General features: G+C 36.2%; 24 protein-coding genes. 7 read left to right on the plus strand and 17 right to left on the minus strand.

What is annotated here, in order from left to right; translation table 11 throughout:
* Nucleotides 1-107: 107 nt before the first annotated feature.
* The 9 genes from GKP30_RS05450 to GKP30_RS05490 form a co-directional block, all read right to left on the minus strand.
* Nucleotides 108-1652, minus strand: a complete 1545-nt coding sequence (locus GKP30_RS05450) for an acyl-CoA carboxylase subunit beta (protein ID WP_407928586.1) — start codon at nucleotides 1650-1652, stop codon at nucleotides 108-110.
* 46 nt (nucleotides 1653-1698) lie between these two features.
* On the minus strand, nucleotides 1699-2196 hold the full coding sequence (gene accB, locus GKP30_RS05455; protein ID WP_216828390.1) for an acetyl-CoA carboxylase biotin carboxyl carrier protein: 498 nt from the start codon (nucleotides 2194-2196) through the stop codon (nucleotides 1699-1701).
* A gap of 17 nt (nucleotides 2197-2213) precedes the next feature.
* Entirely contained in the window at nucleotides 2214-2846 is a 633-nt protein-coding gene (locus GKP30_RS05460) for a TetR/AcrR family transcriptional regulator (protein ID WP_216828391.1), read from the minus strand.
* Between the two features lie 107 nt (nucleotides 2847-2953).
* A complete protein-coding gene (accC, locus tag GKP30_RS05465; RefSeq protein WP_216828392.1) occupies nucleotides 2954-4294 on the minus strand; it encodes an acetyl-CoA carboxylase biotin carboxylase subunit in 1341 nt (446 codons plus the stop codon).
* A gap of 576 nt (nucleotides 4295-4870) precedes the next feature.
* The gene (locus GKP30_RS05470) at nucleotides 4871-5647 is read right to left on the minus strand and encodes a 3-hydroxybutyrate dehydrogenase (RefSeq protein ID WP_216828393.1); all 777 of its coding nucleotides are present in this window, start codon (nucleotides 5645-5647) and stop codon (nucleotides 4871-4873) included.
* Between the two features lie 25 nt (nucleotides 5648-5672).
* A complete protein-coding gene (locus GKP30_RS05475) occupies nucleotides 5673-7001 on the minus strand; it encodes a TRAP transporter large permease (RefSeq protein ID WP_216828394.1) in 1329 nt (442 codons plus the stop codon).
* A gap of 2 nt (nucleotides 7002-7003) precedes the next feature.
* Complete coding sequence (locus tag GKP30_RS05480) at nucleotides 7004-7519, minus strand: TRAP transporter small permease subunit (protein ID WP_216828395.1); 516 nt, start codon at nucleotides 7517-7519, stop codon at nucleotides 7004-7006.
* Nucleotides 7520-7656: 137 nt separating this feature from the next.
* The gene (locus tag GKP30_RS05485; protein WP_216828396.1) at nucleotides 7657-8760 is read right to left on the minus strand and encodes a TRAP transporter substrate-binding protein; all 1104 of its coding nucleotides are present in this window, start codon (nucleotides 8758-8760) and stop codon (nucleotides 7657-7659) included.
* A 398-nt stretch (nucleotides 8761-9158) separates the two neighbouring features.
* Nucleotides 9159-10523 carry a sigma-54 interaction domain-containing protein gene (locus GKP30_RS05490; RefSeq protein ID WP_216828397.1) on the minus strand — a complete coding sequence of 455 codons (1365 nt, stop codon included), beginning with the start codon at nucleotides 10521-10523 and terminating at the stop codon, nucleotides 9159-9161.
* 341 nt (nucleotides 10524-10864) lie between these two features.
* Here GKP30_RS05490 and GKP30_RS05495 point away from each other — a divergent pair, with 341 nt between their 5' ends.
* On the plus strand, nucleotides 10865-11068 hold the full coding sequence (locus tag GKP30_RS05495; protein ID WP_216828398.1) for a hypothetical protein: 204 nt from the start codon (nucleotides 10865-10867) through the stop codon (nucleotides 11066-11068).
* 195 nt (nucleotides 11069-11263) lie between these two features.
* Here GKP30_RS05495 and arsC read toward each other — a convergent pair whose 3' ends face one another.
* From arsC to GKP30_RS05510, 3 genes are read right to left on the minus strand one after another with little or no spacing between them, the layout of a single operon-like run.
* Complete coding sequence (gene arsC, locus GKP30_RS05500; RefSeq protein WP_216828399.1) at nucleotides 11264-11683, minus strand: arsenate reductase (thioredoxin); 420 nt, start codon at nucleotides 11681-11683, stop codon at nucleotides 11264-11266.
* A gap of 57 nt (nucleotides 11684-11740) precedes the next feature.
* Nucleotides 11741-13072, minus strand: a complete 1332-nt coding sequence (locus GKP30_RS05505; protein WP_328703121.1) for an arsenic transporter — start codon at nucleotides 13070-13072, stop codon at nucleotides 11741-11743.
* Between the two features lie 24 nt (nucleotides 13073-13096).
* Nucleotides 13097-13450, minus strand: coding sequence for an ArsR/SmtB family transcription factor (locus GKP30_RS05510; RefSeq protein ID WP_328703122.1), 354 nt, complete (start codon nucleotides 13448-13450; stop codon nucleotides 13097-13099).
* A 158-nt stretch (nucleotides 13451-13608) separates the two neighbouring features.
* Between GKP30_RS05510 and arsD the strand changes: the two genes are divergently transcribed.
* Nucleotides 13609-13971, plus strand: coding sequence for an arsenite efflux transporter metallochaperone ArsD (gene arsD, locus GKP30_RS05515; protein ID WP_216828400.1), 363 nt, complete (start codon nucleotides 13609-13611; stop codon nucleotides 13969-13971).
* Between the two features lie 27 nt (nucleotides 13972-13998).
* Nucleotides 13999-15762 (plus strand): arsenical pump-driving ATPase, encoded by a 1764-nt coding sequence (gene arsA, locus GKP30_RS05520; protein ID WP_216828401.1) that lies wholly within the window; start codon nucleotides 13999-14001, stop codon nucleotides 15760-15762.
* 115 nt (nucleotides 15763-15877) lie between these two features.
* Here the strand turns inward: arsA and GKP30_RS05525 are convergent, their stop codons facing one another.
* Nucleotides 15878-17914: an ATP-dependent Clp protease ATP-binding subunit gene (locus GKP30_RS05525; RefSeq protein ID WP_216828402.1), complete on the minus strand. Its 2037-nt coding sequence runs from the start codon at nucleotides 17912-17914 to the stop codon at nucleotides 15878-15880.
* Between the two features lie 186 nt (nucleotides 17915-18100).
* On the opposite strand from GKP30_RS05525, the gene GKP30_RS05530 reads away from it, so the two are divergent.
* Nucleotides 18101-19642 carry a class I adenylate-forming enzyme family protein gene (locus GKP30_RS05530; protein ID WP_216828403.1) on the plus strand — a complete coding sequence of 514 codons (1542 nt, stop codon included), beginning with the start codon at nucleotides 18101-18103 and terminating at the stop codon, nucleotides 19640-19642.
* 114 nt (nucleotides 19643-19756) lie between these two features.
* On the opposite strand, the gene dcd is transcribed toward GKP30_RS05530, so the two are convergent.
* The gene (gene dcd, locus GKP30_RS05535; protein ID WP_216828404.1) at nucleotides 19757-20287 is read right to left on the minus strand and encodes a dCTP deaminase; all 531 of its coding nucleotides are present in this window, start codon (nucleotides 20285-20287) and stop codon (nucleotides 19757-19759) included.
* 168 nt (nucleotides 20288-20455) lie between these two features.
* On the opposite strand from dcd, the gene GKP30_RS05540 reads away from it, so the two are divergent.
* Nucleotides 20456-21622 carry an FAD/NAD(P)-binding protein gene (locus GKP30_RS05540; protein ID WP_216828405.1) on the plus strand — a complete coding sequence of 389 codons (1167 nt, stop codon included), beginning with the start codon at nucleotides 20456-20458 and terminating at the stop codon, nucleotides 21620-21622.
* An 89-nt stretch (nucleotides 21623-21711) separates the two neighbouring features.
* Here GKP30_RS05540 and GKP30_RS05545 read toward each other — a convergent pair whose 3' ends face one another.
* Both GKP30_RS05545 and pcp read right to left on the minus strand, forming a co-directional pair.
* Nucleotides 21712-22008 (minus strand): IDEAL domain-containing protein, encoded by a 297-nt coding sequence (locus GKP30_RS05545; RefSeq protein ID WP_216828406.1) that lies wholly within the window; start codon nucleotides 22006-22008, stop codon nucleotides 21712-21714.
* Nucleotides 22009-22266: 258 nt separating this feature from the next.
* The gene (gene pcp, locus GKP30_RS05550) at nucleotides 22267-22890 is read right to left on the minus strand and encodes a pyroglutamyl-peptidase I (protein ID WP_216828407.1); all 624 of its coding nucleotides are present in this window, start codon (nucleotides 22888-22890) and stop codon (nucleotides 22267-22269) included.
* A 218-nt stretch (nucleotides 22891-23108) separates the two neighbouring features.
* On the opposite strand from pcp, the gene GKP30_RS05555 reads away from it, so the two are divergent.
* Complete coding sequence (locus tag GKP30_RS05555; RefSeq protein ID WP_216828408.1) at nucleotides 23109-23465, plus strand: hypothetical protein; 357 nt, start codon at nucleotides 23109-23111, stop codon at nucleotides 23463-23465.
* A gap of 200 nt (nucleotides 23466-23665) precedes the next feature.
* Nucleotides 23666-24325 carry an MgtC/SapB family protein gene (locus tag GKP30_RS05560; protein ID WP_216828409.1) on the plus strand — a complete coding sequence of 220 codons (660 nt, stop codon included), beginning with the start codon at nucleotides 23666-23668 and terminating at the stop codon, nucleotides 24323-24325.
* Nucleotides 24326-24480: 155 nt separating this feature from the next.
* Here the strand turns inward: GKP30_RS05560 and mgtE are convergent, their stop codons facing one another.
* Nucleotides 24481-25848, minus strand: coding sequence for a magnesium transporter (gene mgtE / locus GKP30_RS05565; protein ID WP_216828410.1), 1368 nt, complete (start codon nucleotides 25846-25848; stop codon nucleotides 24481-24483).
* Nucleotides 25849-25875: the final 27 nt, after the last annotated feature.

Here is a 25875-nt window from a genome sequence, read left to right on the forward strand (position 1 = left end):
GATGTTATCAAACGATTTACTCCGTCCGACCGAATCGGCACTCTCCACTTGTTCTATCTATTATATATAAATTACTTTTAGGTCCCTCTCCTGCCCGCACTCTTTTTTTATAGCGGGATGTTTCCGTGCTTCTTCTTCGGTAATGATTTCTTTTTATTTTTTAGCATATCTAATGCATTCGCTAAGCTCTTTCTCGTATCGCGCGGATCGATAACATCATCGACAATTCCGTTAGCCGCCGCAACATATGGATTAGCAAAGCGCTCTCGGTACTCTTGGATTTTTGCTGCCCTCGTTGCTTCAGGATCAGCACTTTCACGAATTTCTTTTGCGAAAATGATATTTGCCGCACCTTCTGGACCCATTACTGCAATCTCAGCATTTGGCCAAGCAAACACAAGATCTGCTCCAATTGCTTTACTATTTAGTGCAACATACGCACCACCAAAAGCTTTACGAAGTATAACTGTAATTTTTGGAACAGTAGCTTCAGAATATGCATATAAGATCTTTGCACCATGGCGGATGATTCCGCCGTGCTCTTGTTGAACACCTGGAATAAATCCACTAACATCTTCAAACGTAATGATCGGAATATTAAAGCAATCACAGAAACGAATGAAGCGAGCACATTTGTCAGAAGAGTCGATATCAAGCCCACCAGCCATCATTTTTGGATTGTTAGCCACAATTCCTACTGTTTCTCCGTTAATACGACCAAAACCGTTTACGATATTCTTCGCAAATTTAGGTTGGACTTCCATAAATTCGCCATCATCTAAAATTAAGGCAAGTACTTTACGAACATCATAAACCTTCGTTCCATCAACAGGGACAACTTCAAGCAATTCATCGATACGCTCATTTAAAGGCTTCTTCTCTTTCGGCTCTACTACTGGTGGTTTTTGTTCGTTATTAGGTGGTAAATAACTAATTAACTTACGTACTTCCGCTAAAACTTCCTCTTCAGAAGCTGCTGTAAAGTGAGCATTTCCACTTACCGAAGAGTGAACGCGTGCACCGCCTAAATCTTCCGCATTAATTTTCGCCCCTGTTACACTTTCAATAACTTTTGGACCTGTAATAAACATCTGACTTGTTTTTTCTACCATGAACACAAAGTCTGTGATTGCAGGAGAATAAACAGCTCCCCCAGCACAAGGTCCCATAATGACTGAGATTTGTGGAATAACACCAGAATAAATCGAGTTACGGTAGAAAATATGACCGTATCCATCAAGTGAAAGGACACCTTCCTGAATACGAGCTCCACCAGAGTCATTTAAACCGATGAATGGCGCGCCATTTTCAGCAGCTAAATCCATAACTTTTGCAATTTTTTGTGCATGCATTTCCCCTAAAGCTCCGCCAAACACTGTAAAGTCTTGGGCAAATAGGAAAACGAGACGACCATCAACTTTTCCGTATCCAGTTACAACACCCTCACCAGGTGCTTCTGCCATACCAAATTCAGCACTTCTTGTTTCAGTGAAAGGGTTTATTTCTACAAATGTATCCTCATCAAGAAGAAGGTCGATACGCTCACGAGCCGTTAACTTGCCTTTTGCGTGTTGCGCTTCAATTCGGGCTTCACCGCCACCAAGTTTAACTTTTTCGCGGCGTTCTTCCATAATATCGAGTTTATCAAACATGTCCATTGTCTATTCCTCCATTCTGATCGGTATTTAAGTTCTGCAATTATGCAAGTTTAACGAGGAATAATGGTTGTCCGTATTCTACTAATTGGCCATTTTCTACTAATACTTCTACAATTTCACCGTTAACTTCTGCTTCTAGTTCGTTCATTAACTTCATTGCTTCAACGATACAAACAACACTTTCTTGTGTCACTTTATCACCAGCTTTTACATATGGATCAGAGTCAGGTGATGGAGAAGAGTAGAATGTTCCTACCATTGGTGAAGTAATCTTATGAAGGTTTGCATCTTCTACAGCTGGTGCTGCTGCTTCTGGTTGCTTCTCTTCTTGAGCTGCTGCTGCTGGCGCTGGTGCCGCTGCTGGTGCAGGCGTTGGCGCTGCTACTGGCGCTACTATTTCAGCAGGTGCTGCAAATTCTGTTGTTGTACCACGTTTAATCGTAACTTCTTGTTTCCCTTCACCTTTAATCGTTAATTCACTAATAGTAGATTTGTCAACCGCACGGATAAGTTCTTTAAGATCAGTAATTTTAAACATGAAAAACACTCCTTAGTTTATAAGTTTGATTGATTTTTTAAGAAAAAGCGTTGATATTCAGGTTTCTCAACCGCTTCTTTTGTTAATATTGAATGCATCACGAAATCCGCATAAATCGATGCTATTTCTTCAATTGAATATCGGCCATTGGATTTATACCATTTATATGTCCAGTTAATCATTCCGAAGATTCCCATTGATGTTATAGGAACAGGGAGTTCTGGACGAAATTCTCCTTGGTCTATTCCTTCTTGAACGACCTTAAACATCATTTCTTTATAGCGATCTCGTTTCTGTTTGATTGATTGAAAATAATCTGGTGCTAAATATAAACTTTCTTGATAAAAGACAGTAACGTGAGGCCTGTACATATCAAACATCATTACAAAGGATTTAACAGTCTCATATAATATTTCAGCTGGTGTGTTAAATGTTTGGTAGGCTTCTTCCGCTTTATCTAGTACATATGTGATAAATGAGTCATGAATTGTATATAGCAACTCATCTTTGGATTTGAAATTGTGATAGAAACCGCCCTTTGATGTCCCACTCGCTCTTGCGATTTTATCAACAGTTACTGCATGAAATCCATTTTCTTCAAATAATAGAAGGGCTGCTTCTGTTATTCTCTCCTTAGTTGATTGTGTCATTTCAAATCACCTACCATTTCAGACGGTCAACTCTAGGAACCTTTGTTCCAAAAGTCAGGAGACACTTTGCATTTACCTTATTGATGTTTCCTATTATTTGCTACTTCTTAAACTTTATTTTTTTCTAAAAACTTTGTATCAAAGTTACCAGAAATAAAGTCTGGATGTTCTAATAATCGAAGATGGAACGGTATAGTTGTTTCAACACCATCTATAACAAACTCATTCAGCGCTCGTTTCATTCTTGCGATTGCTTCCTCACGGTCTCTACCATGAACGATTAACTTTGCAATCATTGAATCGTAGAATGGAGTAATCGTATATCCTGGGTAAACAGCACTATCGACACGAACACCTAATCCACCTGGAGGTAAGTACATATCAATTTTCCCTGGTGATGGCATGAAGTTTTTATCAGGATTTTCTGCATTAATTCGGCATTCAATCGACCATCCTTCGATTTGAATGTCTTCTTGAGTAAATGATAACTTCTCACCACTCGCTACTAAAATTTGTTCCTTAATTAAGTCTACCCCTGTTACTAATTCAGATACAGGATGCTCAACTTGAATACGAGTATTCATTTCCATGAAATAGAAATTTTTATGTTTATCTAATAAAAACTCAACCGTTCCAGCACCACAGTAGTTAACAGCTTGAGCTGCTTTTAATGCTGCTTCACCCATCTGTGTACGAAGTTCTTCATCTAATGCTGGAGATGGAGCTTCTTCTATTAATTTTTGGTGTCGACGTTGAATAGAGCAATCACGCTCTCCTAAATGGACAACATTTCCATAGCTATCTCCGATAATTTGAATTTCAACGTGACGAGGTTCCTCAACAAATTTCTCTAAATAAACACCAGGGTTACCGAAAGCGGTTTCAGCTTCTTGCTGTGCCATTGAGATTGCTTTATTTAAGTCTTCCTCAGTCTGCGCTACACGCATACCTTTCCCGCCACCGCCAGCTGTCGCTTTAACCATTACTGGGAAGCCGATATCTCTAGCAGTAACAAGTGCATCTTCAATATTTTCGATAATTCCATCAGTACCTGGTACAATCGGAACACCTGCTGCTTGCATCGTATCACGAGCAACTGCTTTTGCACCCATTTTATTAATAGCTTCTGGTGATGGCCCGATAAATGTAATATTATGCTCCGCACATTTCTCTGCAAAATCTGCATTTTCTGCTAAGAACCCGTATCCTGGGTGTATAGCGTCCGCTCCAGTACTCACAGCAACACTTAACAAGTTAACCATGTTTAAATAACTTTTACTAGAAAGGTGTGGTCCAATGCAGTATGCCTCATCTGCTAAGTGAACGTGTAATGCTTCTTTATCTGCTTCTGAATAAACAGCCACTGTCTCAATACCTAATTCTTTACAAGCACGGATAACTCGGACAGCGATCTCTCCTCTATTGGCAATCAATACCTTTTTAAACATTCTCTCACCCTTTTTCCGCTTAATATAGCTTTGTTCATTTATCAAGACCGACTAGTCAGTCTGTATACCTGAATTTTATGAAAATTTACGAGAATTGTCAAGATATAGTTTAAAGCTACCATTGACCCTCTATTAGTTAACCAAACTTCGACATTAAGTTAACATTTATTGATGTAAACATATATTTAATGAGTACAATTAAAGTTTATAAACTACTAGCAACCTAATAGTTAACATTAGTCTCTACTTCTAACAAATATTCATAAAAATTTTTTTGATATAAAAATCAATAATCTTTTAGAAAAGCTCTTCGCAGAGCGTGAAGCTTTTAAAAATGAATTGAGAACCTTATGAATGTAATATTCCCTTTGTAAAGCCTTTTTATTTATTGTTTATTGTTTATTGTTTATAAGAAGCAACTTTAGAAACCTTGATAAAAAAGGCTTCCTATATTCATTTAAATAAGTCTTTTAACAATAGGTTTTTTTTGGCTCTTTATAGGTAAGGTTAAACTGTTTTGTATGAAAATTCACTAAAAAAGAGACTGATATAAATCAGTCTCAAAGATCTTCTTTATTATTGGGCCGTATACCCACCATCAATTACTACCGCCTGTCCTGTTACCCCAGAACCCTGTTCACTAGCAAGAAATGTTGCATAATGTGCAACTTCTTCGACATTTAATAGCCTCCGCTGCGGTACTAGCGGATAAATAATATCCTCAAGAACACGCTCTAATGTTACATTTCTTGATTTTGATAAATCTTCAAGTTGGTTTCGTACTAACGGTGTATCAACATAACCTGGACAAAGTGCATTAACCGTAACACCATCCCTAGCACATTCTAGTGCTGCAACTTTAGTTAACCCTATCACACCATGCTTTGCACTATTGTAAGCTGCTTTTCCAGCAAATCCTATTAATCCATTAATTGAGGCTATATTTATAATCCGACCATACTTTTGTTTTTTCATAATTGGAAGTACATGTTTTATTGAAATAAATGGAGCTATTAACATTATTTTTGTCAGTAGTTCAAACGCTTCCGTTGGAAAATCTTCAATATTTGAAATAAATTGCTTTCCTGCATTATTAATCAATATATCTATTTTTCCATAATGATCAAATATTTGTTGAACAGTCTTTGCCATTTGTTGTTCATTCGTTACATCACAAACTATAGGCAGTACATGGTCAGATATTCTTTTTAAATTTTCTCCAGCTTGGTTCAAATTTTGCTCATTAATATCACATATTGCTAACTGGGCACCTTCTTTTATAAAATGCTCAGCAAGGGCAAAGCCAATACCACTACCAGCTCCAGTTATGAAAACCACTCGATTGTTAAGCAATTCTATCTCTCCTTCTCCTAAATGACTAATTTCCGATCATCTTATTTGGCAACCATAATACAATTTCAGGGAAAAATGCACATAAAATGAGAGTTAATACTTGAATACCAACAAAAGGCCATACTCCTCGCATAATATCAGACGTTTGTACTTCCTTAGGTGCAACACCTTTTAAGTAAAAAATAGAGTAGGCAAATGGTGGGGTTAAAAAGGAAGTTTGATACATAATACAAACCATTGTCGCAAACCAAATAGGATCAAATCCAAGCATCGCAGCAATTGGAGTAAAAATAGGAATAATAATTAGAATAGAAGCAATCCAATCCATAAGTAGGCCGAGGACAAAGACGATTAGCATCATCATAATGAAAATTCCCCATTTTTCTAGAGGAATAGCTAGAATAGCTTGTTCAACAATTCGACCACCGCCTAATCGCATAAAGACACTTACAAAAAAGCCTGCAAAGATAATAATCGCGTAAACCATTGCCGAGACTTGTACAGTTCGGTAGAGCGATTCTTTAATAACTGAAAAATTAAGTTCACGATATGCTGCAGCAACAATTAACGATGCAAATGCACCAACAGCTGCTGCTTCAGTTGGTGGAGCAATTCCAAACCATATAGAACCTAATACAGCCAAGACTATTGCTAAAACAGGTAAGATATGGAGAATACCAATGACTTTATCCTTTGTTGAATATTGAGCTAATTCCTCCTTCGGAATAGCAGGTGCAAACGTTGGGTTCAGGTACGAGCGGATAAGAACATACGCAATATACAAAAAACCCATTAATAAACCTGGAATTAATGCTGCATAAAACAACTGACCAACTGATATACCAGCAGCTGGTCCATAAAGAATTAACATAATACTTGGAGGAATTAAAACACCTAGAGTACCTCCTGCACAAATGACACCCGTTGCCATAGACTTGTTATAATTTCTTTTTAGCATCGCAGGAAGAAATAATACTCCCATCGTTACAACGGTTGCGCCAACAACTCCTGTACTCGCCCCGAATAAAATCGATACAAGTAATGCTGAGATTGCAAGCCCTCCACGGATACTACCTAAGTTGATACTTAATGCTTGGAACAATCGTTCAGCAATCCCAGAACGATCGATTACATTACCCATAAAAATAAATAAAGGAATAGCTAGGAGTGAATAGTTTCTAATCGTATCAAATGCATTCAATGTAATTAAATTAATGACACCTTCTCCCCAGAAAATGAGGCCAAAAAACAAACCAAGAGCACCTAAAACGATAAATAGATAATACCCAGAAAAAATTCCAATCATTAAACCTACAAGCATTAAAATAAAAATAGTTAATGCACTAGCATCCATGACTACCCCTCCTTTCCTTTCAGCTGTAAAATACTTTTACACAATTCACTTATTCCTTGAATAAACAGAAGTAAAAATGCGAGAGGAATTGCACTTTTTAAAGGATATATAGGAGGCTGCCAGTTTCCAGTCATAATATGTTCATTTCTTTGCCATGAAAGCAAAGCAGCATCAAACGAATTAGAAAGTCCAAAGATAATTAACGGAAAAAACAATAGTAGAATAAACACAATATCAACAACTGCTTTAATTTTAGTTGGAAATCGATCATAAAAGACGTCAACCCTTACATGCTGACGATTTTTTAATGCCCACGCAGCTCCAATGATAATGGCAGAACCACCAAGCATATAACTAACATCCATAGCCCATGGGACATTTTTATTAAAGACAAACCGAGAAACAACCTCATACGTTAAAATTAATATTAATGCTCCAATAAACCAGCTAACTATTTTGCCTGCCCACTCACTTATGGCATCACAAGTTCTGGATACTCTTAGTAAGATGTTCGTCACTTGTACCCCTCCTGACGATTTGAAACGTAAAAAGATGAGAAGGAACTCATCTTTTTACGCAGTATTATTAACCAATTATTCTCGTACCTAATTGAAAGTAGAAGATCACCTTCTAGTTATGAATCAGTTTAAACTCATTAGTAACTAGGACTCATAAAGTCTCTCCAATAGTTGTATTTTTCTAAGAATTTGTTTTGTGATTCCCATACTTTTCTAAACTGCTCATCTTTCTCAGCAAGCTCGGCATAGTATTCATTCGTTACTTCACTCATACGAACTTGATCTCCTTCATCAAACTCGATTATCGTTAGCTTTCCTTGCTCCTCTAGCTCTCTATATTTCTCCATCGTTTGCATATCTTGATAAGCGGCATAAGACCAAGCTTTGCCCCACATGTTTTCAGTTACAAGCATAACAATCTCTTTTAAATCATCAGGAAGCTCATCCCAACGTTGCTGATTGACCATAAACGAGAAAGTTGAAGTTGGTTGATGTGCACCAGGTACAACAAGATATTCTGCAACCTCATGGAAGCCTAACCCCCAGTTATCTGTTGGGGTAGCAAATTCTGCAGCATCAACCATTCCACGCTCTAGTGCTTGATACACCTCTCCACCTGGAACATTTATTACATTAGCCCCTAAGCGTGATTGAATTTCTCCCCAGAAGGCGGAACCACGTACTCTTAAATCTTTTAGATCATCTAAATTTTGAATAGGAACAGTAGAATGGTAGAAAACTTCTGGTGTGTAGGCACCAGCTGGTAGAACTTCAACATTGTAATCTGCAAATGTTTCTTTCCATAATTCTGTACCTTCATCTTGTAGAACCCAAGTCATATATTGCTGTTCATTCATTCCTAGAGGCATCGATGCAAAAAAGCCAGCTGCTTGAATTTGCCCAACCCAATAACCTTCCCAGCTATGAATGGCATCAAGTGTACCTGTATCAACAGCATCTAAAATATCAAATGCTGCTACAATTGAGCCTGCTGGATGCATTTCTACTTCTAGACGCCCTCCCGTTGCTGCTGTAATATCTCTAGCTATTTCTTCTGCCATCCAATGAAGGGTTGTTCCTGATGGCCATGGTGACTGCGCCACCCATTTATAGGTTTTACCACTATACCCTGCGTCTGAACTTCCTTCTCCACCACCTGATGACTCTTTAGACGTGCACCCTACCATAAAAATAGAAGTAATCATAATAACGGATAAAAGCATTACCATCATTTTTTTCATTCTTTTTCCCCCTTAGTTTTATTAAAATACCAAACTAGGTAAACGCTTACATTTATCTTTAAGCACATCCCCTTCCCTTCTATTAACAAATCTTTACTTACTCTATGCAATGCAAGTTTTGTTCCAAAAGGGGAAACTATATAAAATTTTACTAATTTCATCTATACTCACAAAAAAAGATTAACTAAATCTATCGTTCTGACAGAATATCTATAAATAAGTTGTTAAACATAACAGAAATTTGAGAAAAGTAAGTTTTTATAATTCTTCCGTATATTCGGAATGATAAAAAGGGATAGACATAACCAATTGTTGAAAGGGTGTTTTGTGATAGCTATAAACAAAAAAATTCCAGTATTTTGGATTAGATTCCGAAATACTGGAATTTTATACATGCGTTAATACTTTAATTTATACTTTGCTAACTTTTCATAGAAACTCGATTTGCTTATATTTAAACTTTTAGCCGTTTTTAACTTATCATAATTGTTCTTTATTAACATATTCTTTATCACTTTTCTTTCAGTTTCTTCGAGAATTTCTTTTAATGTTTTTTCTTCAGTAGAAAGGCTCACGTTTTCTTTTAAGTATTGAGGTAGTGCTTCAATTGTTATTACATTTCCGCTAGCAAAATGGACAGCTGCCTCAATGACATTTTCTAACTCTCTAACATTCCCTGGCCAGTGGTACTGTAATAAAACCTCTTCAACTTCTTGGGAAAGAATTAACTTTCGTTTACCAACCTTTTGGGTTATCTTCTCGATTAAAGCATAGGCTATGAGAATAATATCTCTCACTCTCTCTCGTAATGGAGGAATAGTTATAGGAATAACATTCACCCTGTAAAATAGATCCTCTCTAAATCGGCCCTCTTTAACCATTTTTTCCAATGGTCGGTTTGTTGCTGTAATAACCCGAACATCAATTACCTTAGATTTTACTGCGCCAACTGGCTCAATTTCCTTCTCTTGAAGAACACGTAATAATTTCACTTGCATATTCAGTGGCATATCTCCAATTTCATCTAAAAAGATAGTACCTGAATTTGCTAATTGAAACTTACCTGGTTTTCCACCTTTCTTTGCACCCGTAAAGGCTCCTTCCTCATACCCAAACAACTCTGACTCTAAAAGGTGTTCTGGTATTGCTCCACAATTTACTTTTACAAATGGTTTTTGACTACGATTGCTTAATTGATGAATAGCATGGGCAAACAGTTCTTTTCCTGTACCACTTTCTCCTCTTAAAAGAATCGATATATCACTAGCAGCTACTTTCTGTACTTGCCTATGAATTTGTTGAATTTTTTCAGATTTCCCTACAATATCTCCTAAACTATATTTGACACCTGTTGTTTTCTGCCACTCCTCACGGTAGTACTCTAGCTGAGACATCAATCCTTTAATATGAGTATTCATCTGTTGCCATTCTTCTTTATCCCGATATACAACATTCCCAACAGCCCCAATTATCTCACCATTATGTCGAATAGGGACTCTATTAGCAATCATATAAGTACCATTAAGATAATGTAGTTGAGCAATTTCTTCCTTTCCTGTCTCAAGAACTTCATGCATACGAGTATTCTCAATCACCTCGGTAACATGTTTACCAAATACATCATCCATTTTTACACCTAAAAACTCGCAGTATGACTGGTTTATATATGTAACACATCCCGCTTTATCAACAACTACAATACATTCATAAGCAGTGTCTATTACAGCCTCTAATATTTCTTTATTGAAATCGTATTTTAACATATGAAATCATTCCTTCATCTTCTCATATTCTATAATTACTTCAATTATTAATTCAATTTTTCCTTTTTAATATAGGGTTTTCATTAAAGAATTATTTAAAAATTTTCTAAATTCTATTTATTACGATAATGCTTCATAATTTGTGTCGAATCAGAATATGGATAAAGTGAAAACCCTTTCACCTTTTCCTTTTGTTGTTAATACATATATAGTACATACTTATAAATTCACTCTTGTGATCATGAACTTGGAAATTGCTTCAAAATTTTTGATCACATTTATAGACTATTTCGACACGATATGATAATAATAGATAAAAACATCAAAGGATCCATTTATCTATGATTACTAAAGGAAAGGTGATGACAATGGGATATAACCCCGTAAAAATGAAGAAATTGCTAACAGTCGATAAATTCTTACATGGGACATTTGAGGATGTTAAAGAAAAAGTAGGTTGTGAAGATACTGCACTTGAAATGGTCTTTCAAACGTACGTCATGAAAGAAAGAATTCATCAAAATGCGTACGTACATTTAACGTAATATATGAACCAATATTTTGCATCCTTATTAAAGAACAACTGCTTAGTCAGTATAAAGTTAGAATAAAGAAGCATCCCTTTTATGCAATGAGGATGCTTCTTATTTTTATCCAATTGTATGGTGAGATAAATCAACATCAAATTTTAACAGCCCCAAATTAAACATTCGGGTAAGTATTTATTGTTATTGGCTTTTTTATTTTCCTGTTTCTGCAAACCTCTGAATACGTTCACCTATTTCATCACGAACACGTTGGAAGAATTCCCATTTTTCCTCTTCTGTTCCTTCTGCTTTCGCTGGATCATCAAAACCCCAATGCTCTCTGTCTTTATTAGGTGGTGTCGCTGGACATACATCATTGGCATGACCACAAAGCGTAACAATCATATCCGCCTTATTCAAGATTTCAGGATCAATTACATCTGATGTTTGCGAGGTAATGTCGACATCGATTTCTTTCATTGCTTTAATTGCGTTTGGATTGACACCATGAGCTTCAATCCCTGCTGAATACACATCCCATTTGTTTCCTAAATATTTTTTTCCAAACCCTTCAGCCATCTGGCTACGGCAAGAATTTCCAGTACAAAGAAAATAGATAATTGGTTTACTCATTTTTGTATCTCCTTTAGCAATATAGATTTTTATCTATTGTTAAACCATTTGTTTCACTTAACCTATTAGTAATAACCAAAGGTATAAGCCTAATAGTGTAATAAATAATGTAGGGATTGTAATGACAATTCCAACTTTAAAGTAATAACCCCAGCTAATTTTCACACCTTTAGTTGCAAGAACATGGAGCCATAATAAGGTCGCTAAGGAACCAATTGGTGTAATCTTCGGTCCAAGGTCAGACCCGATGACATTTGCATAAATCAGTGCTTCTCTTAATACTCCAGTTGCTTGCGTATCAGCAATCGCTAAAGCATTAATCATCACTGTTGGCATATTGTTCATAAAGGATGAAAGGATCGCCGCAATAAAGCCCATTGACATCGTTGCTGCAAATAATCCTTGATCAGCACTTGCATCCAAAACTTGAGCTAACACATCTGTTAATCCAACATTACGTAAGCTGTAAACAACTACGTACATCCCAATTGAAAAAACAACGATCGTCCAAGGCGCACCTTTCATGACAGAAGTTGTATTTACTGCTGGACTTCTTCTAGCCATAATCAAAAAGAAAATCGCAATAACACCGGCAATAAATGAAACTGGGAAGTGCTCAACTTCACCTGTCACAGGATTTGTCCATGAAATAAATTCACTAACAAAGTAGCCTACCAGTAGTAAACCAAGTACAAACCACGATAATCTAAACATTCGATGATCTTTGATTGCTTCGTGTGGAACCTTTAATTGATCGATATTGTAGTTTTTAGGTATGTCTTTGCGGAAATATAAATATAGTACGATTATACTTGCTACAAGTGAAAATAGGTTTGGTACAATCATCCGCGTAGCGTACTCCACAAATCCAATACCAAAGAAATCAGCTGAAACTATATTAACAAGGTTACTTACAATTAACGGTAAACTTGTTGAATCAGCAATAAATCCACTTGCCATAATAAATGGTAAAATCATAGCTTCTTTAAAGTTCAATGCCCGTACCATTGCTAGTACAATTGGAGTTAAAATGAGTGCAGCTCCATCATTGGCAAAGAATGCGGCAACGAGAGAACCGAGTAATGCAACGTATACAAACATGCGGACCCCGTTCCCATCAGCAAATCTTGCCATATGCAACGCAGACCATTCAAAGAATCCAATTTCATCAAGAATGAGTGAAATAATAATAATAGCTATAAATGTTAAGGTCGCATTCCAAACAATTCCTGTTACAGTTAAAACATCTCCAAAGTCTACGACACCGACAAGTAATGCTAACGCAGCTCCTATAGACGCTGACCACCCAATAGATAACCCTTTAGGTTGCCATATCACTAGCGTTAACGTGAGTAAAAAAATCACCGTTGCTAAAATAATAGGTGTCACGTTTCTTCTCTCCTTTTTACATGATTAATCACATTGAATAATGCGTAATCCACACGCTTCGAGTTGGTCTAATTTTTCTCTTTGTGATGGAACGTGCTTTAACAAACTTTCAATAATTGGATAATACTGATTAGTTTCATCTAATGAATAAAAAATCCACTGCCCTTTCCTTCGTTCCTTCACTAAACCTGCATCTCTTAGCTTCCGTAAGTGTTGACTAATGGAAGGCTGACTCATTTCAAATAATTCAACCATTTCACATACACAACATTCACTTTCAAATAACAATGCAATCATTGTAAGTCTTGTTTTATCCCCTAATAACTTTAGAACATTTGCTAGCTTATTAATGTCTACCTCCTGAGTCATATTGTTCATGAACGGCACTCCTTCCCCTTACATAGCTATTGAAGTATTAAGAAAAACTATAGTCATCAACTGTTCACAACAAATTCATTGTAAATATGATCTACAACCATTATTATATAAGCATATACTTATATGTCAATTTATTTATTTGTAAAGGAGATGTAAATATGTCATTAAAAATTGAAATTTTTGATCCTGCACTTTGTTGTTCTACAGGGATATGTGGACCAAGTGTAGACCCAGAGTTAACCCGAATCGCAAAAGATATTCACACATTACAAAAGAACAACATAGATGCTGTCCGCTATAATTTATCTCAAAATGCAGAACCTTATGTAACAACTGAAGTAATAAGCCAGCTACTTGACGATGAGGGAACTGATGCGTTACCTGCTACTATTGTCAATGGAGAACTAAAGAAAAAAGGAAATTATCCGACGGCAAATGAGTTGTCAGAATGGACAGGGTTACCTATTAACACATTCGTTACTAAACCAAAGTCATTAAAAATTGACTTAGAAGTTCAATAATAAGGTTGATAAAAAGGAGTTCTACTTATGGAACAGTTCCAGCCTGCAAACGCAGTTAACACAAGATATATTTTCTTCACTGGTAAAGGTGGTGTTGGGAAAACAACCACAGCCGCTGCTACAGCTAGTCACCTTGCCCATTCAGGAAAAAAAGTTCTCATCATAAGTACTGATCCAGCATCCAATCTGCAGGATGTATTTGAAATCGAATTATCTCAAGAGCCCGTGGAGATTACATCTTGTCCTGGACTTTTTGCTGCTAATCTTGACCCTGAGCAAGCCGCTGCGACTTATCGTGAAAAAGTGATTGGCCCTTATAGAGGAAAGCTACCTGAAGCAGCAATAACGAATATGGAGGAACAATTATCGGGTGCTTGTACCGTTGAAATTGCTGCCTTTGACGAATTTACAAATGTGCTCGCAAACGGGGAACTAACAGCATCGTATGATCATATCATTTTTGATACGGCTCCGACTGGGCATACATTGCGACTACTGCAACTCCCAACTGCATGGAGTTCGTTTTTAGATGAAAGTACTCACGGTGCTTCTTGTTTAGGGCCTCTCTCTGGTCTTCAAGAGAAAAAAGCACTCTATGAAACAACAGTTAAAGTTTTATCAAATAACGAAAAGACGGCGATTTATCTTGTAGCTCGTCCTGATTATTCTTCACTGCAAGAAGCCACTCGTGCCGCAAACGAGCTTGAGGAAATTGGAATAACAAACCAAAAATTTATCATTAATGGGGTTTTTCAACCTCAACAAGATGATGACTTCATAGCTAACGCGTTAGAGTCTAAACATCAAAAAGCATTAAACTCTCTGCCTGAACGTATAGCTAAAAACGAAACATTTTATTTACCTCTCGTTCCATTTTCTTTAACTGGAATAAGATCTTTAACGAAGCTATTTAGTTATGGTACATCTGATTTTGTTAAAGAACATTCTAATGTACTACCTTCTCTACCATCATTAAACGAATTAATTGATAGCGTTTCTAAGCAAGGAAAGGGTGTCATTATGACGATGGGTAAAGGCGGTGTTGGAAAAACAACGACTGCTACTGCTATTGCACTCGGCCTAGCAGAAAAAGGTTATCCAGTTCACTTAACGACAACTGACCCTGCTGCTCATTTGGAACTAATTCTCAATGATGAAACACCTTTTGAAAATTTAACTGTTAGTAGGATTGATCCAGAGGTAGAGGTAGAAAAATACAAGCAAGAGGTTTTAAGTAAGGTAGCTAATGATTTGGATGAAGATAGTCTCGCCTATATTAAAGAAGACCTCGAATCGCCATGCACCGAAGAAATTGCGGTATTCCGTGCATTCGCTGCGGTCGTTCATAAAGGACAAGAGGCATTTGTTGTTATTGATACAGCCCCAACAGGTCATACATTATTATTACTAGATGCCGCGGAGTCGTATCATCGTGAAGTAACACGCTCTAGCGGGGACATGCCTGAAGCAGTTCGGTTGCTTTTACCGCGTTTAAAAGACCCGACTGAAACAACTGTAGTACTAGTAACACTGCCAGAAGCAACTCCTGTCTTTGAAGCTTCAAGGCTACAAGATGATTTAAAAAGAGCTTCTATTACTCCAAAATGGTGGGTCATTAATCAAAGCTTTTATGGAACTAATACAAAGGACTCTATACTCTTACAACGAGCAAATTCAGAAACTAAATGGATTCGTTATGTTTCTGAAGAGTTAGCGGAAAAAACCGTCTTAATTCCTTGGCAGGTTGAAGAGTTAATTGGATTAGGACAATTGAAACAATTATTAAAATAAGAGTGATGACCCTAGCGTTTATTGTTATACAAATTTAAAAACTAATAATTCACAATAAAAAGGGACTCCTTTTCTAGGGAGTCCCTTTCAATATTACCCTTATCGCATACTGGCTTTATTTTTTAGTTACAACAATTTCCTTATCGCATGCGTCTACTTTGACAGTTTTGACATCTTCCTCATCAATAATTAAATCTACAATTAGGTCCTCAATCTTTTCTTGAATTGCTCTTCTTAACGGACGAGCACCAAAGTTGGGATCGTACCCTTTTTCTACAATTATTTCTTTTGCTTCAGTTGTAATTTCAATGTTTAATGATTGTTCGGCTGCTTTTTTATAAACATCCTTTAGCATTAACTCAACAATTTCAAGCAAGTGCTCTTTTTCTAGTTGATTGAAATGAACTGTAGTGTCAATTCTGTTAAGAAACTCTGGTTTAAAATAATGGTCAAGTTGTTTTGCATTACTTGTCATTACGATGACTGTGTCTTTAAAGCTCACTGTTCGGCCATGACTATCTGTCAGTCTTCCGTCCTCAAGAATTTGTAAGAAAAGATGTTGAACATCTCGATGAGCTTTTTCCATTTCATCTAGGAGCACTATGCTATATGGCTTTCTTCTTATTTGTTCTGTTAACTGACCTGCTTCCTCATGTCCTACATAACCTGGAGGTGAGCCAATTAATTTAGAAACAGTATGTTTTTCCATATATTCACTCATATCTAGACGAATTAAAGCATCTCTATTTCCAAATAACTCCTCAGCTAATACTTTAGTTAATTCTGTTTTACCAACCCCTGTTTGACCTACAAACAGGAAGGAAGCAATTGGACGATTGGAGCGACTAAAGCCTGCACGACTGCGGCGAATTGCTTTTGCCACAGCTTCTACAGCCTCACATTGACCAATCACCTTATTACCTAGTTGAGCTTGAAGATTTCTTAATTTTTCTTGTTCACTTTGCTGAAGTTTTCGAACAGGTATGCCTGTTTTCTTCTCAATTAACAGTTGAATGTCTTCAACAGCTACAATTGGGTCTTGATATGCAGCTGCATTTTTTAGCTTTTCTTCTAATTGCAGTTCTTCCTGACGTAATTTTGCAGCTTTTTCATAGTCTTCTTTTTCAGCCGCTTTAATCTTTTCTTTTTGAATGACTTCTAGCCTTGATTCAATAGCAGATTGGTTGCTCCCTGCTTCCTTTAAATTAAGCTTTGAGCCCGCTTCATCAAGTAAATCAATGGCTTTATCTGGAAGCAGACGATCTTGTATAAAGCGATGTGAAAGTTCTACGCATGTTTTGATTACATCTTCAGGGTATTTTACTGAATGATACGCTTCATATTTTGGCGCTAGCCCTTTTAATATTGTTATCGCATCTTCAACAGATGGTTCTTTTACAATAATCGGTTGAAAACGTCTTTCAAGTGCACCATCTTTCTCAATATCTCGATATTCCTTCAGAGTTGTTGCACCAATTACTTGAATTTGACCACGTGCTAATGCTGGTTTTAATATATTCCCTGCATCCATTGACCCTTCCGTTTTACCTGCACCAACTAGCTGATGTATCTCATCAATAAAAAGAACTGTATTTTGGTTTGCTTCTAATTCATCTAATAGCTGCTTCATGCGTTCTTCAAATTGTCCACGATATGAAGTTCCTGAAATGAGTGAAGCAACATCAAGTGAAATGATTTCTTTATTACGTAATTTATCTGGTACATTACCTTCTACAATTTTTAAGGCAAGACCTTCTGCAATGGCTGTTTTCCCAACTCCAGGTTCACCGATTAGCACTGGATTATTTTTATTACGACGATTTAAAATTTCAGTTACTTGCTCAATTTCATCTTCTCGACCAATAACAGGGTCAATCATTCCTGTTTTTGCAATTTCCGTTAAGTTACGTCCAAATTGTTTTAATACACCCGACTTTTCAGGTTCAAGATTACATGCGCCTGTTGAACAATTCTCTCCAGTTGGTATTGAATCAAATTGGAAGTCAGATGGTGAAAACGTTTCGCCCTTCTTAGCCCCTTGCCGAATTTCATCATAACAGTGAGAGCAGACTGTCAATTCTTTTCTTTGACCATTAACCTGGACTTGTAAAAAAACATTTGCTTCACGTGTTTGACATTTTGTACATTTCATTGATTTTCACTCCTTTTTATCATTATTTGACTTTGACTATATTTGACCATTTATTAATTTAAATATATACCATATGACTAATATTGGCAACTATTTTTTGACCATCTCTGACCAATTGTTCTATTTTTTTATTTTCAGAATTTTGTTACAATGTTTATATACTTGTTCAAAAAGGATGTGAGTTTTGTGCTTACTGTTGGCTCTTTTTTTAAACAGAATGGTTCAAAATATAAGGAAAAAACTGCGGTTATATTTCACAACCAAATACTTACATACGAAGAACTGAACATCAGAACGAATCAACTAGCTAACGCATTTACTAAAAAAGGCTTTCAAAAGGGTGACAAAGTAGCTGTTTTTATGAAAAATCATTCTGCTTATATTGAGATTATTGGTGCACTCGCCAAAATTGGCGTAATTCTCGTTCCAATCAACTATCGTTTACTTAGTAAGGACATTGAATATATTCTTAATCATTCTGAATGCCGCGCTATGATAACAACTGGCGAATATGAAGATCTCATTCGTAATGTCATCGCTTCAACTCCACAATTAGATACACTTCTAGTCGTAGATGGACAAGGTCAGTATCCATTTCACCAATATGAAGCTTTCCTTCAATCGGGTTCTACTAAAGAACCAAGTGTAACAATTAACGAAACCGATCCATTTTATTATGGCTATACTTCGGGCACAACAGGAAAGCCAAAGGCAGTCGTCATTTCTCACCGATCTCGAGTCTTAACTGGCATGGTAGCGGCCTATGAATATAAATTAGACGAGTCTGACATTCATATTGTTGCTGGCCCCATTTATCACGCTGCTCCTTGGATTTTCTTACTAATGCAACTCATTGTTGGTGGAACTGTCGTCATTCAAGAAACGTTTGACGCTGAACAATTTTTGCAGCTAACTGAAAAATATAAAGCTTCGAATACTTTTATGGCACCGACGATGTTTAATTTCATCGTTAATCTCCCTGCTGCTACGAAAGAAAAGTATGACCACCAATCAATGCGTGTGCTAATTTCAGCAGGCGCTCCTTTACCAACTCAAACGAAAAATGAAATACTTAATTATTTTAAAGGAACAGATCTTCACGAATTTTACGGATCTACAGAAACAGCCATAACCTTAAATATTAAGCCAAAGGATATTAGGAATAAAGATGCTTGTGTCGGACAACCATTTCCGATGGTCGAATGCTTACTATTAGATGAACAAAGAAATCCAGTAGCAGCTGGTGAAGTTGGTGAACTTTATATTAAAGCACCATACTTATTAGATGGATATTATAAAAATGAACTTGCGAACCGAGAGTCTTTTTACGGGGAATTTTTTTCAGTTGGAGATATGGCTCGACAAGATAAAGACGGGTTTTATTATATCGTTGATCGAAAAAAAGACATGCTTATTAGTGGGGGCGTAAATATTTATCCACGTGAAATTGAAGAGTTTCTCTATACACATACAGGCATTTTAGACGTAGCGGTTATTGGGGTACCTGATCCTATTTGGGGTGAGTCTGTAAAAGCAATTGTCGTTCCTAAAGAAGGTGTTTCTTTAACAGAAGATGATGTTGTTACCTATTGTGACGGTAAACTAGCAAGCTACAAAAAACCTAAATCGGTTGACTTTGTGTCTGCATTACCACGAAACCCTTCAGGAAAAATACTTAAAACAGAACTTCGTGCACCCCACTGGCAAGGCCAAGGAAAGCGAATATAGACTAGATAAGTTCCAACAAAAAACGAAGGTAAAGCACCTAGCAAAAATTCTACGCTAGGTGCTTGTGGTAAACATTAAAAGTTGAAGGGTTCTAATTATATTCTTCTATTAACATCAATCAATATCCTTATATATACGACTTCCTACTGCTTTACGCTGCCCTTGATACTTCCCTTGATAAGGGGCTCCTGCTTTCTGATCCATTAATGCAAAAACAAGCTGACAAATTCTTCTTCCTGATTTTAATCGAATAGGAAGTCGGTTTGCGTTATATAGCTCTAATGTAATTTCACCTTCAAACCCAGGGTCAACCCAGCCCGCGTTCTGAATAAATAACCCCATCCTCCCTATTGAACTACGTCCTTCTACAAAAGCTGTTACATAGTTGGGGAGTTTTATATATTCTTTGGTTGTGGCTAATAAAAACGAGTTGGGCGGAATCACGACTTCATTGCTCTCAAATTCAATATATTTGGCTTCTTTTTCAAGAGAGATTGACTCAATTACATTTTCATCAATCTTTAAAAAATGCGTACCTAATCTTATATCTACTGAAGCTGGTTGTACTTGCCCCTCCGTTAAGGGCTCGATTGTAAGTTCTCCGTTTCTCAACATCTTATTTATCGTTTTATCGGATAAAATCATTGCTGCTCTCCTCACTCTCACTAATACTTACACTTTTAGTAAAACGTAACTATTCCGATTTGTAGTTTATCATATTCTCCCCTATCATTAAAGAATACATTGCAAATTATATTCTGTTTTTGTATATTAAATAGTAATGATTACGATTATATAACTGGAGGTTACATCATGTTTGACTGGCTAATTATTGGTGGTGGGATACAAGGTTGCACCGCAGCTGTATATCTCCTAAAACAAAATAAAGTTTCAATTGAAAATTTAGCCATTATAGATCCAAATGAACAACCATTATCCATGTGGCGTCATTGCACATCTATTATCGAAATGCCCTACTTACGGTCTCCGTCCATTCATCACCTTGCACCTGCTCATTTTGACCTTGAGAAATTTGCGAAATCATCAAAAGGAAGACCTTACGCTTCTTTTTATAAACCTTATGACCGACCAGGATTACAATTATTTAATACACACTGCGAGCATTTATTTGAGGAAACGAGATTAAATAAAAGCTGGCTTCAAGGAAGAGTCGTCCAATTAAAGAAAGACAAAACAAGCTGGAAGGTTATACTTAAGGATGGGCAAGAGCTTGAAAGTAAAAATGTTATATTAGCGATTGGATTAAGTGAACACCCATTTTGGCCAGAATGGGCAGTTACCGCAAAAGAAAACGAAGCTTCGATTTCACATATATTTGATCGAACTCAACAGGTCACTGAAACTGCAAAATCAATAGCAATTATCGGTGGCGGAATTTCTGCGGCACACGCTGCAATTAAGTGGAGTCAGCATCTTCCTGGAAACACAGTTCAAATTTCTAGACATTCTCTTAGAGTACATCAATTTGATTCTGATCCTGGATGGCTTGGTCCAAAATTAATGAGAAACTTCCAAACTGTATCTAGTTATGATAAGAGACGAGAAATGATCCGCAAAGCACGTCATAGAGGATCAATGCCACTCGATATTAAAGCTAAGATTGGTAAACAAATAAAAAGTGGTGCGCTTTCCTTTTTACAGGATGAAGTAATGGAAGTACAGGCCAATAGCTCTTTAAATAAAATTACATTACAGTCTGGACAACAAATAAAAGCTGACCACATTTTATTGGCAACAGGGTTCCATCAATCACCTCCTGGGATTGAATGGCTTAACTCAACAATTCAAGATAGGAAACTCCAATGTGCAGCATGTGGTTACCCCATCCTGTCGACATCCTTGCAATGGGATGAGGGACTTTATGCCATTGGGGCCCTATCAGAACTAGAAATTGGTCCAGTAGCAAGAAATATCTCTGGTGCTCGCCGAGGTATTGAAAAAATCCTTGAGTCTATCTAAATACAACGCTGTATAAATTTTGAATATATATTCAAATGACCTCTAAAAGAAGTCAAAAAAAGCAGAGTGTGCAAGACACTCTGCTATAATTAGTCAAAAAATTGTATATTTAGTTCATATCCTTTTTCAAACAACGTCTTTCCTGGGCGATAACGGTCTAACAGCTCATTGTAATGTGTTGATAATACAAAAAATCTCTTTTCATCCTCTGCCTCTAATGCCTCATCAATTTGGTTACAAATTTCATTTTTTTGATACTCATATATCGAGTATTCAAGCATCGCTTGGGCATAAAGGGAATTCAGAATTTCTTCTGAAGGCTTCTTCTTGTTACGAATCGCGGCTAATTGTTTCATAAGCTTTTTATCAATGGCAAATTTGTTCATAGAAGTTACCTCCTTTTTGTTATTTTACATTAAATTTTCTAATAATTCAAACATTTTTATTGTCCACTTTTGACCAATTTTATCTAATTTTATTTCATTGGCAGTAAATTCTGTTTTCCCTAGTTTATTCATAGTTAAACTATCTGAGCAGGCTTTTAACCCATTTTTGATAAAATAAAAGCACTCCGAAACAGAGAATGCGGTCAGCATTGTACTAAATTGGAGTGCAAGAATGATATCCTATTTATTAAATGATGGTTATGCTTGATCTCTAATTGCTTCAATCATAATTTTTAAGCTTCTAACTTGTTCAGCCAAAGACATACTTGGTGTGTTTGGACGGTTTGTCACCATATCTGGAGTAGCTGGGAAATGAACAAATCCAGCTTTTATCTGAAGTTGTTTTATATTTATATGATGTAAAATTCCATATAATGTATTATTACATATATATGTACCAGCTGAATTTGAAATTTGTGCAGGAATACCTTCTGACGCTAAACGGTCTACCATCGCTCGAATCGGTAATGTCGTAAATAATCCATCGGGACCATCATTGATGATTGATCGATCAACAGGCTTCTCTCCTTGATTGTCTCCTTTATCACCTTCTCCTGCAGTATCCTGAATATTTATCCCTATTCGTTCTGGAGTAATCGCTGCTCTGCCAAAAGCAAGCCCACACGACAGAACAACATCAGGATTCACTTCTTCTATTTTTAATAGGAGTTTATCAACACATTGTCCATAAACAACTGGTAGGCCAATAGTTTCTATTTCTACTCCTTCTATACCTTGCTTTTTTACTTCTTTAACAATTTCTAACGTAGGGTTCACTTTAAAATCTGCAAATGGTTCAAAGCCTGATAATAATATTTTCATTATAAATATAATGCCTCCTTCATTGCTGTTACTTTTATTTTAACATTGTTAAAGGATATTGTTGAAATAAGTTGATTTTGAGGCTCTTAGTGTGGAATGTTAATTTCACACGATTAACTAAGGATAGTTTCATTCCAAAAATATGCAGTTGTAAAAGAACACTTGTTTGCATATACTATAAATACAAACAAATGTTCCTAGATTGGAGTTTGATAGCTATGATGATAACTAAAGATGAACAAAAAGCAATTCATCATTATGTGCTATTAACAATTGCACGCAAAGCATTAGAAAAAGACTTAGAAAGACTAAAAGAATCTCCATTAAAATTACAACCTTCTTACCTTACACTCACCACTACTGTACTTGATCAACTTGGTAAAGAACTAGGGGTGATCAAGCGTTATATGAAAAAAAATCAATTAAAAGTTGAAGCAGGTAAAAACGATGGAACCTTCTCGCACTACAGTTATTTTTGTCGGGGATACGAAGGGCATAACCATTACTTGAATGTAAATTTAAAAAACCAAGTCACACAATATATTACGAACTGTTTTTCAAACGGAGCTAAGTAGCAAACTCTCGTTTTACATTTATCAAGAATGAGCGAAGCATATTCACTCATTCTTTTCTTGTTTCATCTAAAAAACGATAAGGTAAGGGGGTAAGGCATAATTTTTTAATATTTTTATATTAATAGTATAATAGCTAGCCTTTATATATTTATTTGGAGGTGAAGAAGATATTACTTGATGTAATTAATTATGCGGTTGTTATGAAGTTAAGCTTTGCTGCTATCGCTGGGATAGTTATTGGTTTGGAACGAGAACTAAAGGGTAAACCACTAGGACTAAAAACTTGCCTAATTGTATCTGTGATATCTTGTTTACTAACTATCGTTTCATTTGAGTCAGCTTTTTTATATTCTAAAGAGTATTCACGACCAATGGACCCTGGTCGTATACCTTCTTATATTATAAGCGGTATTGGTTTTGTAGGTGCAGGTGTCATTCTAAGGAGAAGTAATGAAGCTATTTCGGGCCTCACCACGGCTGCATTAGTCCTGGCCTCGGCTGCTCTTGGGATAACGATTGGTGCAGGGTTTTATTTTGAAGCTTTAATGGGTGTCATTTTTATTATTTTAGGTATGAAAGTAATCCCTTATTTTTTTAATAAATTGGGACCTAAAAAGCTGAATGAAAAAGAAATAAAAGTAAAGTTATATATCAAAAAGACAACAGATTTAACAACTTTACTAAAAGAAATGAAGGCAAAAAATTTCGGAGTAAAGCATGTAAAAATCAAGGAAGAAGCAGAGGATATTATTATTAGCTGTATTGTAACTACCCATAAAAAGGTTTATACGACAGATATTTATTATGCTATAAAAACATTAAATGGTGTAATAAATGTAGATGCCGAGAGTTTAGAATAGATAATTTTTGTTGTTATGGACCGTTTTCGCTTAAAGCTAAAGTATCAAGACCCTAGCTTATAAAGGTTAACGGTCCAATAGCAAAAACAGCAATCTGCAAAAAGATCCTTTTAAATAAACTGTCTTGAAGCAAATTATTGCCACGATAACAGAACCTAAAAGTTTTGAAGCATAAAATTCGCGATTGAAAAATAAAGAAACAATCCGACAATGTCATTAATTGTTGTAATAAATGGACCTGAAGCAACGGCAGGATCTATTTTTAAGCGGTGGACAAGCCATGGAATAACTGTCCCTGTAATGGTTGAAAGAACGATCGTACAAAACAAAGAAATCCCCACGATTACTCCAAAGTACATCCCACTTATATCAAAAAATAATGCGATGAAAAATGCGATGATACCACAAGAAATCCCCATTAAAATCCCTGTTATTGCTTCTCTTTTAAGCAATTTGCCAAATACATTTTGTTGTTCTAAATTACCAAGTGCGATACTTCTGACGACGACTGCTAAAGATTGGGTTCCAGTATTTCCACCCATATCTGCAATTAGCGGAATAAATATTGCTAAAATCGCCATTTCAGCAAGTGTACTTTCAAACTGACCGATAAGACTAGCTGTACCAATACCTAAGATCATTAATACAATTAGCCATGGCAGACGCCGTTTAGTTGCAACGAGCGGGCTTACATCAATATCAACCGAACCTCTTGTAGCCATTAAATCTTCGATGTCCTCAGTTGTCTCTTCTTCGACAATATCCATTACATCATCTACGGTAACAATGCCTAATATAACATCTTTTTCTGTAACAACTGGAACTGCAATTAAGTCATAGTCTTTAATAGTGTCAGCTACTTGTTCTTGGTCAGTTGTAGGTAATACTGAAATAAATTTTGTTTTCATAATTTCTGCAACAGCTATCGCTGGTTCAGATAAAATCAGTTCCCTTAAGGAAAGTACCCCTCTTAATACCATCTTGTCATCCGTAACGTAAATATAGTAAATCGTCTCCGCATCTTTTGCTTCCGTTCTTAACCTTTGCAAAATATTATCCGCGGTTTCCGTCTCTAATGCGGTAATAAACTCGGTTGTCATTAAAGAACCAGCTGTATCATTCTGGTACGATAATAATTTTTTAATATTATCCGCATCAGTTTTGTTCATCCGGTCAAGAAAATAATTAGCTATATGATCAGGAATTTCGCTTAAGAAGTCTGTGACATCATCTGCAGATAATTCCTCAAGCAAAGTAAGAACGATGTGTTCATCTAACTCTGAAATAACTATCTTTTGCTGTTTTATAGGTAGTCCAACAAAGATTTCAGAGAATTCTTCTGCTGATAAATATTCGTAAATTACTTTCCTTTTGATCTGACTGAACTCCTGGAAGATTTCAATCTGATCGGTTGGATGAAGCGATAGGAAGTCTCTTCGAAATTCTTCTTTCTTTTCCTGTTTTAAATACAAATGTAAATAGAACGTATACTCTTCACGATTTTTTAAATTAAGCATCACCATATTAGGTACCTCCCCTCACAGAGGCTT

It is taken from the genome of Alkalihalobacterium elongatum, assembly GCF_019024285.1.
GTDB lineage: Bacteria > Bacillota > Bacilli > Bacillales > Bacillaceae_F > Alkalihalobacterium > Alkalihalobacterium elongatum.

Coding starts and splice junctions, on each gene's coding strand:
- arsA (WP_216828401.1), top strand. CDS start 13,999: ATGGAACAGTTCCAGCCTGCAAACGCAGTTAACACAAGATATATTTTC.
- GKP30_RS05475 (WP_216828394.1), bottom strand. CDS start 7,001: ATGGATGCTAGTGCATTAACTATTTTTATTTTAATGCTTGTAGGTTTA.
- GKP30_RS05540 (WP_216828405.1), top strand. CDS start 20,456: ATGTTTGACTGGCTAATTATTGGTGGTGGGATACAAGGTTGCACCGCA.
- accB (WP_216828390.1), bottom strand. CDS start 2,196: ATGTTTAAAATTACTGATCTTAAAGAACTTATCCGTGCGGTTGACAAA.
- GKP30_RS05460 (WP_216828391.1), bottom strand. CDS start 2,846: ATGACACAATCAACTAAGGAGAGAATAACAGAAGCAGCCCTTCTATTA.
- arsD (WP_216828400.1), top strand. CDS start 13,609: ATGTCATTAAAAATTGAAATTTTTGATCCTGCACTTTGTTGTTCTACA.
- pcp (WP_216828407.1), bottom strand. CDS start 22,890: ATGAAAATATTATTATCAGGCTTTGAACCATTTGCAGATTTTAAAGTG.
- GKP30_RS05495 (WP_216828398.1), top strand. CDS start 10,865: ATGATTACTAAAGGAAAGGTGATGACAATGGGATATAACCCCGTAAAA.
- GKP30_RS05485 (WP_216828396.1), bottom strand. CDS start 8,760: ATGAAAAAAATGATGGTAATGCTTTTATCCGTTATTATGATTACTTCT.
- GKP30_RS05510 (WP_328703122.1), bottom strand. CDS start 13,450: ATGAACAATATGACTCAGGAGGTAGACATTAATAAGCTAGCAAATGTT.
- GKP30_RS05545 (WP_216828406.1), bottom strand. CDS start 22,008: ATGAACAAATTTGCCATTGATAAAAAGCTTATGAAACAATTAGCCGCG.
- dcd (WP_216828404.1), bottom strand. CDS start 20,287: ATGATTTTATCCGATAAAACGATAAATAAGATGTTGAGAAACGGAGAA.
- GKP30_RS05450 (WP_407928586.1), bottom strand. CDS start 1,652: ATGTTTGATAAACTCGATATTATGGAAGAACGCCGCGAAAAAGTTAAA.
- mgtE (WP_216828410.1), bottom strand. CDS start 25,848: ATGGTGATGCTTAATTTAAAAAATCGTGAAGAGTATACGTTCTATTTA.
- GKP30_RS05555 (WP_216828408.1), top strand. CDS start 23,109: ATGATGATAACTAAAGATGAACAAAAAGCAATTCATCATTATGTGCTA.
- GKP30_RS05490 (WP_216828397.1), bottom strand. CDS start 10,523: ATGTTAAAATACGATTTCAATAAAGAAATATTAGAGGCTGTAATAGAC.
- accC (WP_216828392.1), bottom strand. CDS start 4,294: ATGTTTAAAAAGGTATTGATTGCCAATAGAGGAGAGATCGCTGTCCGA.
- GKP30_RS05560 (WP_216828409.1), top strand. CDS start 23,666: ATGAAGTTAAGCTTTGCTGCTATCGCTGGGATAGTTATTGGTTTGGAA.
- GKP30_RS05525 (WP_216828402.1), bottom strand. CDS start 17,914: ATGAAATGTACAAAATGTCAAACACGTGAAGCAAATGTTTTTTTACAA.
- arsC (WP_216828399.1), bottom strand. CDS start 11,683: ATGAGTAAACCAATTATCTATTTTCTTTGTACTGGAAATTCTTGCCGT.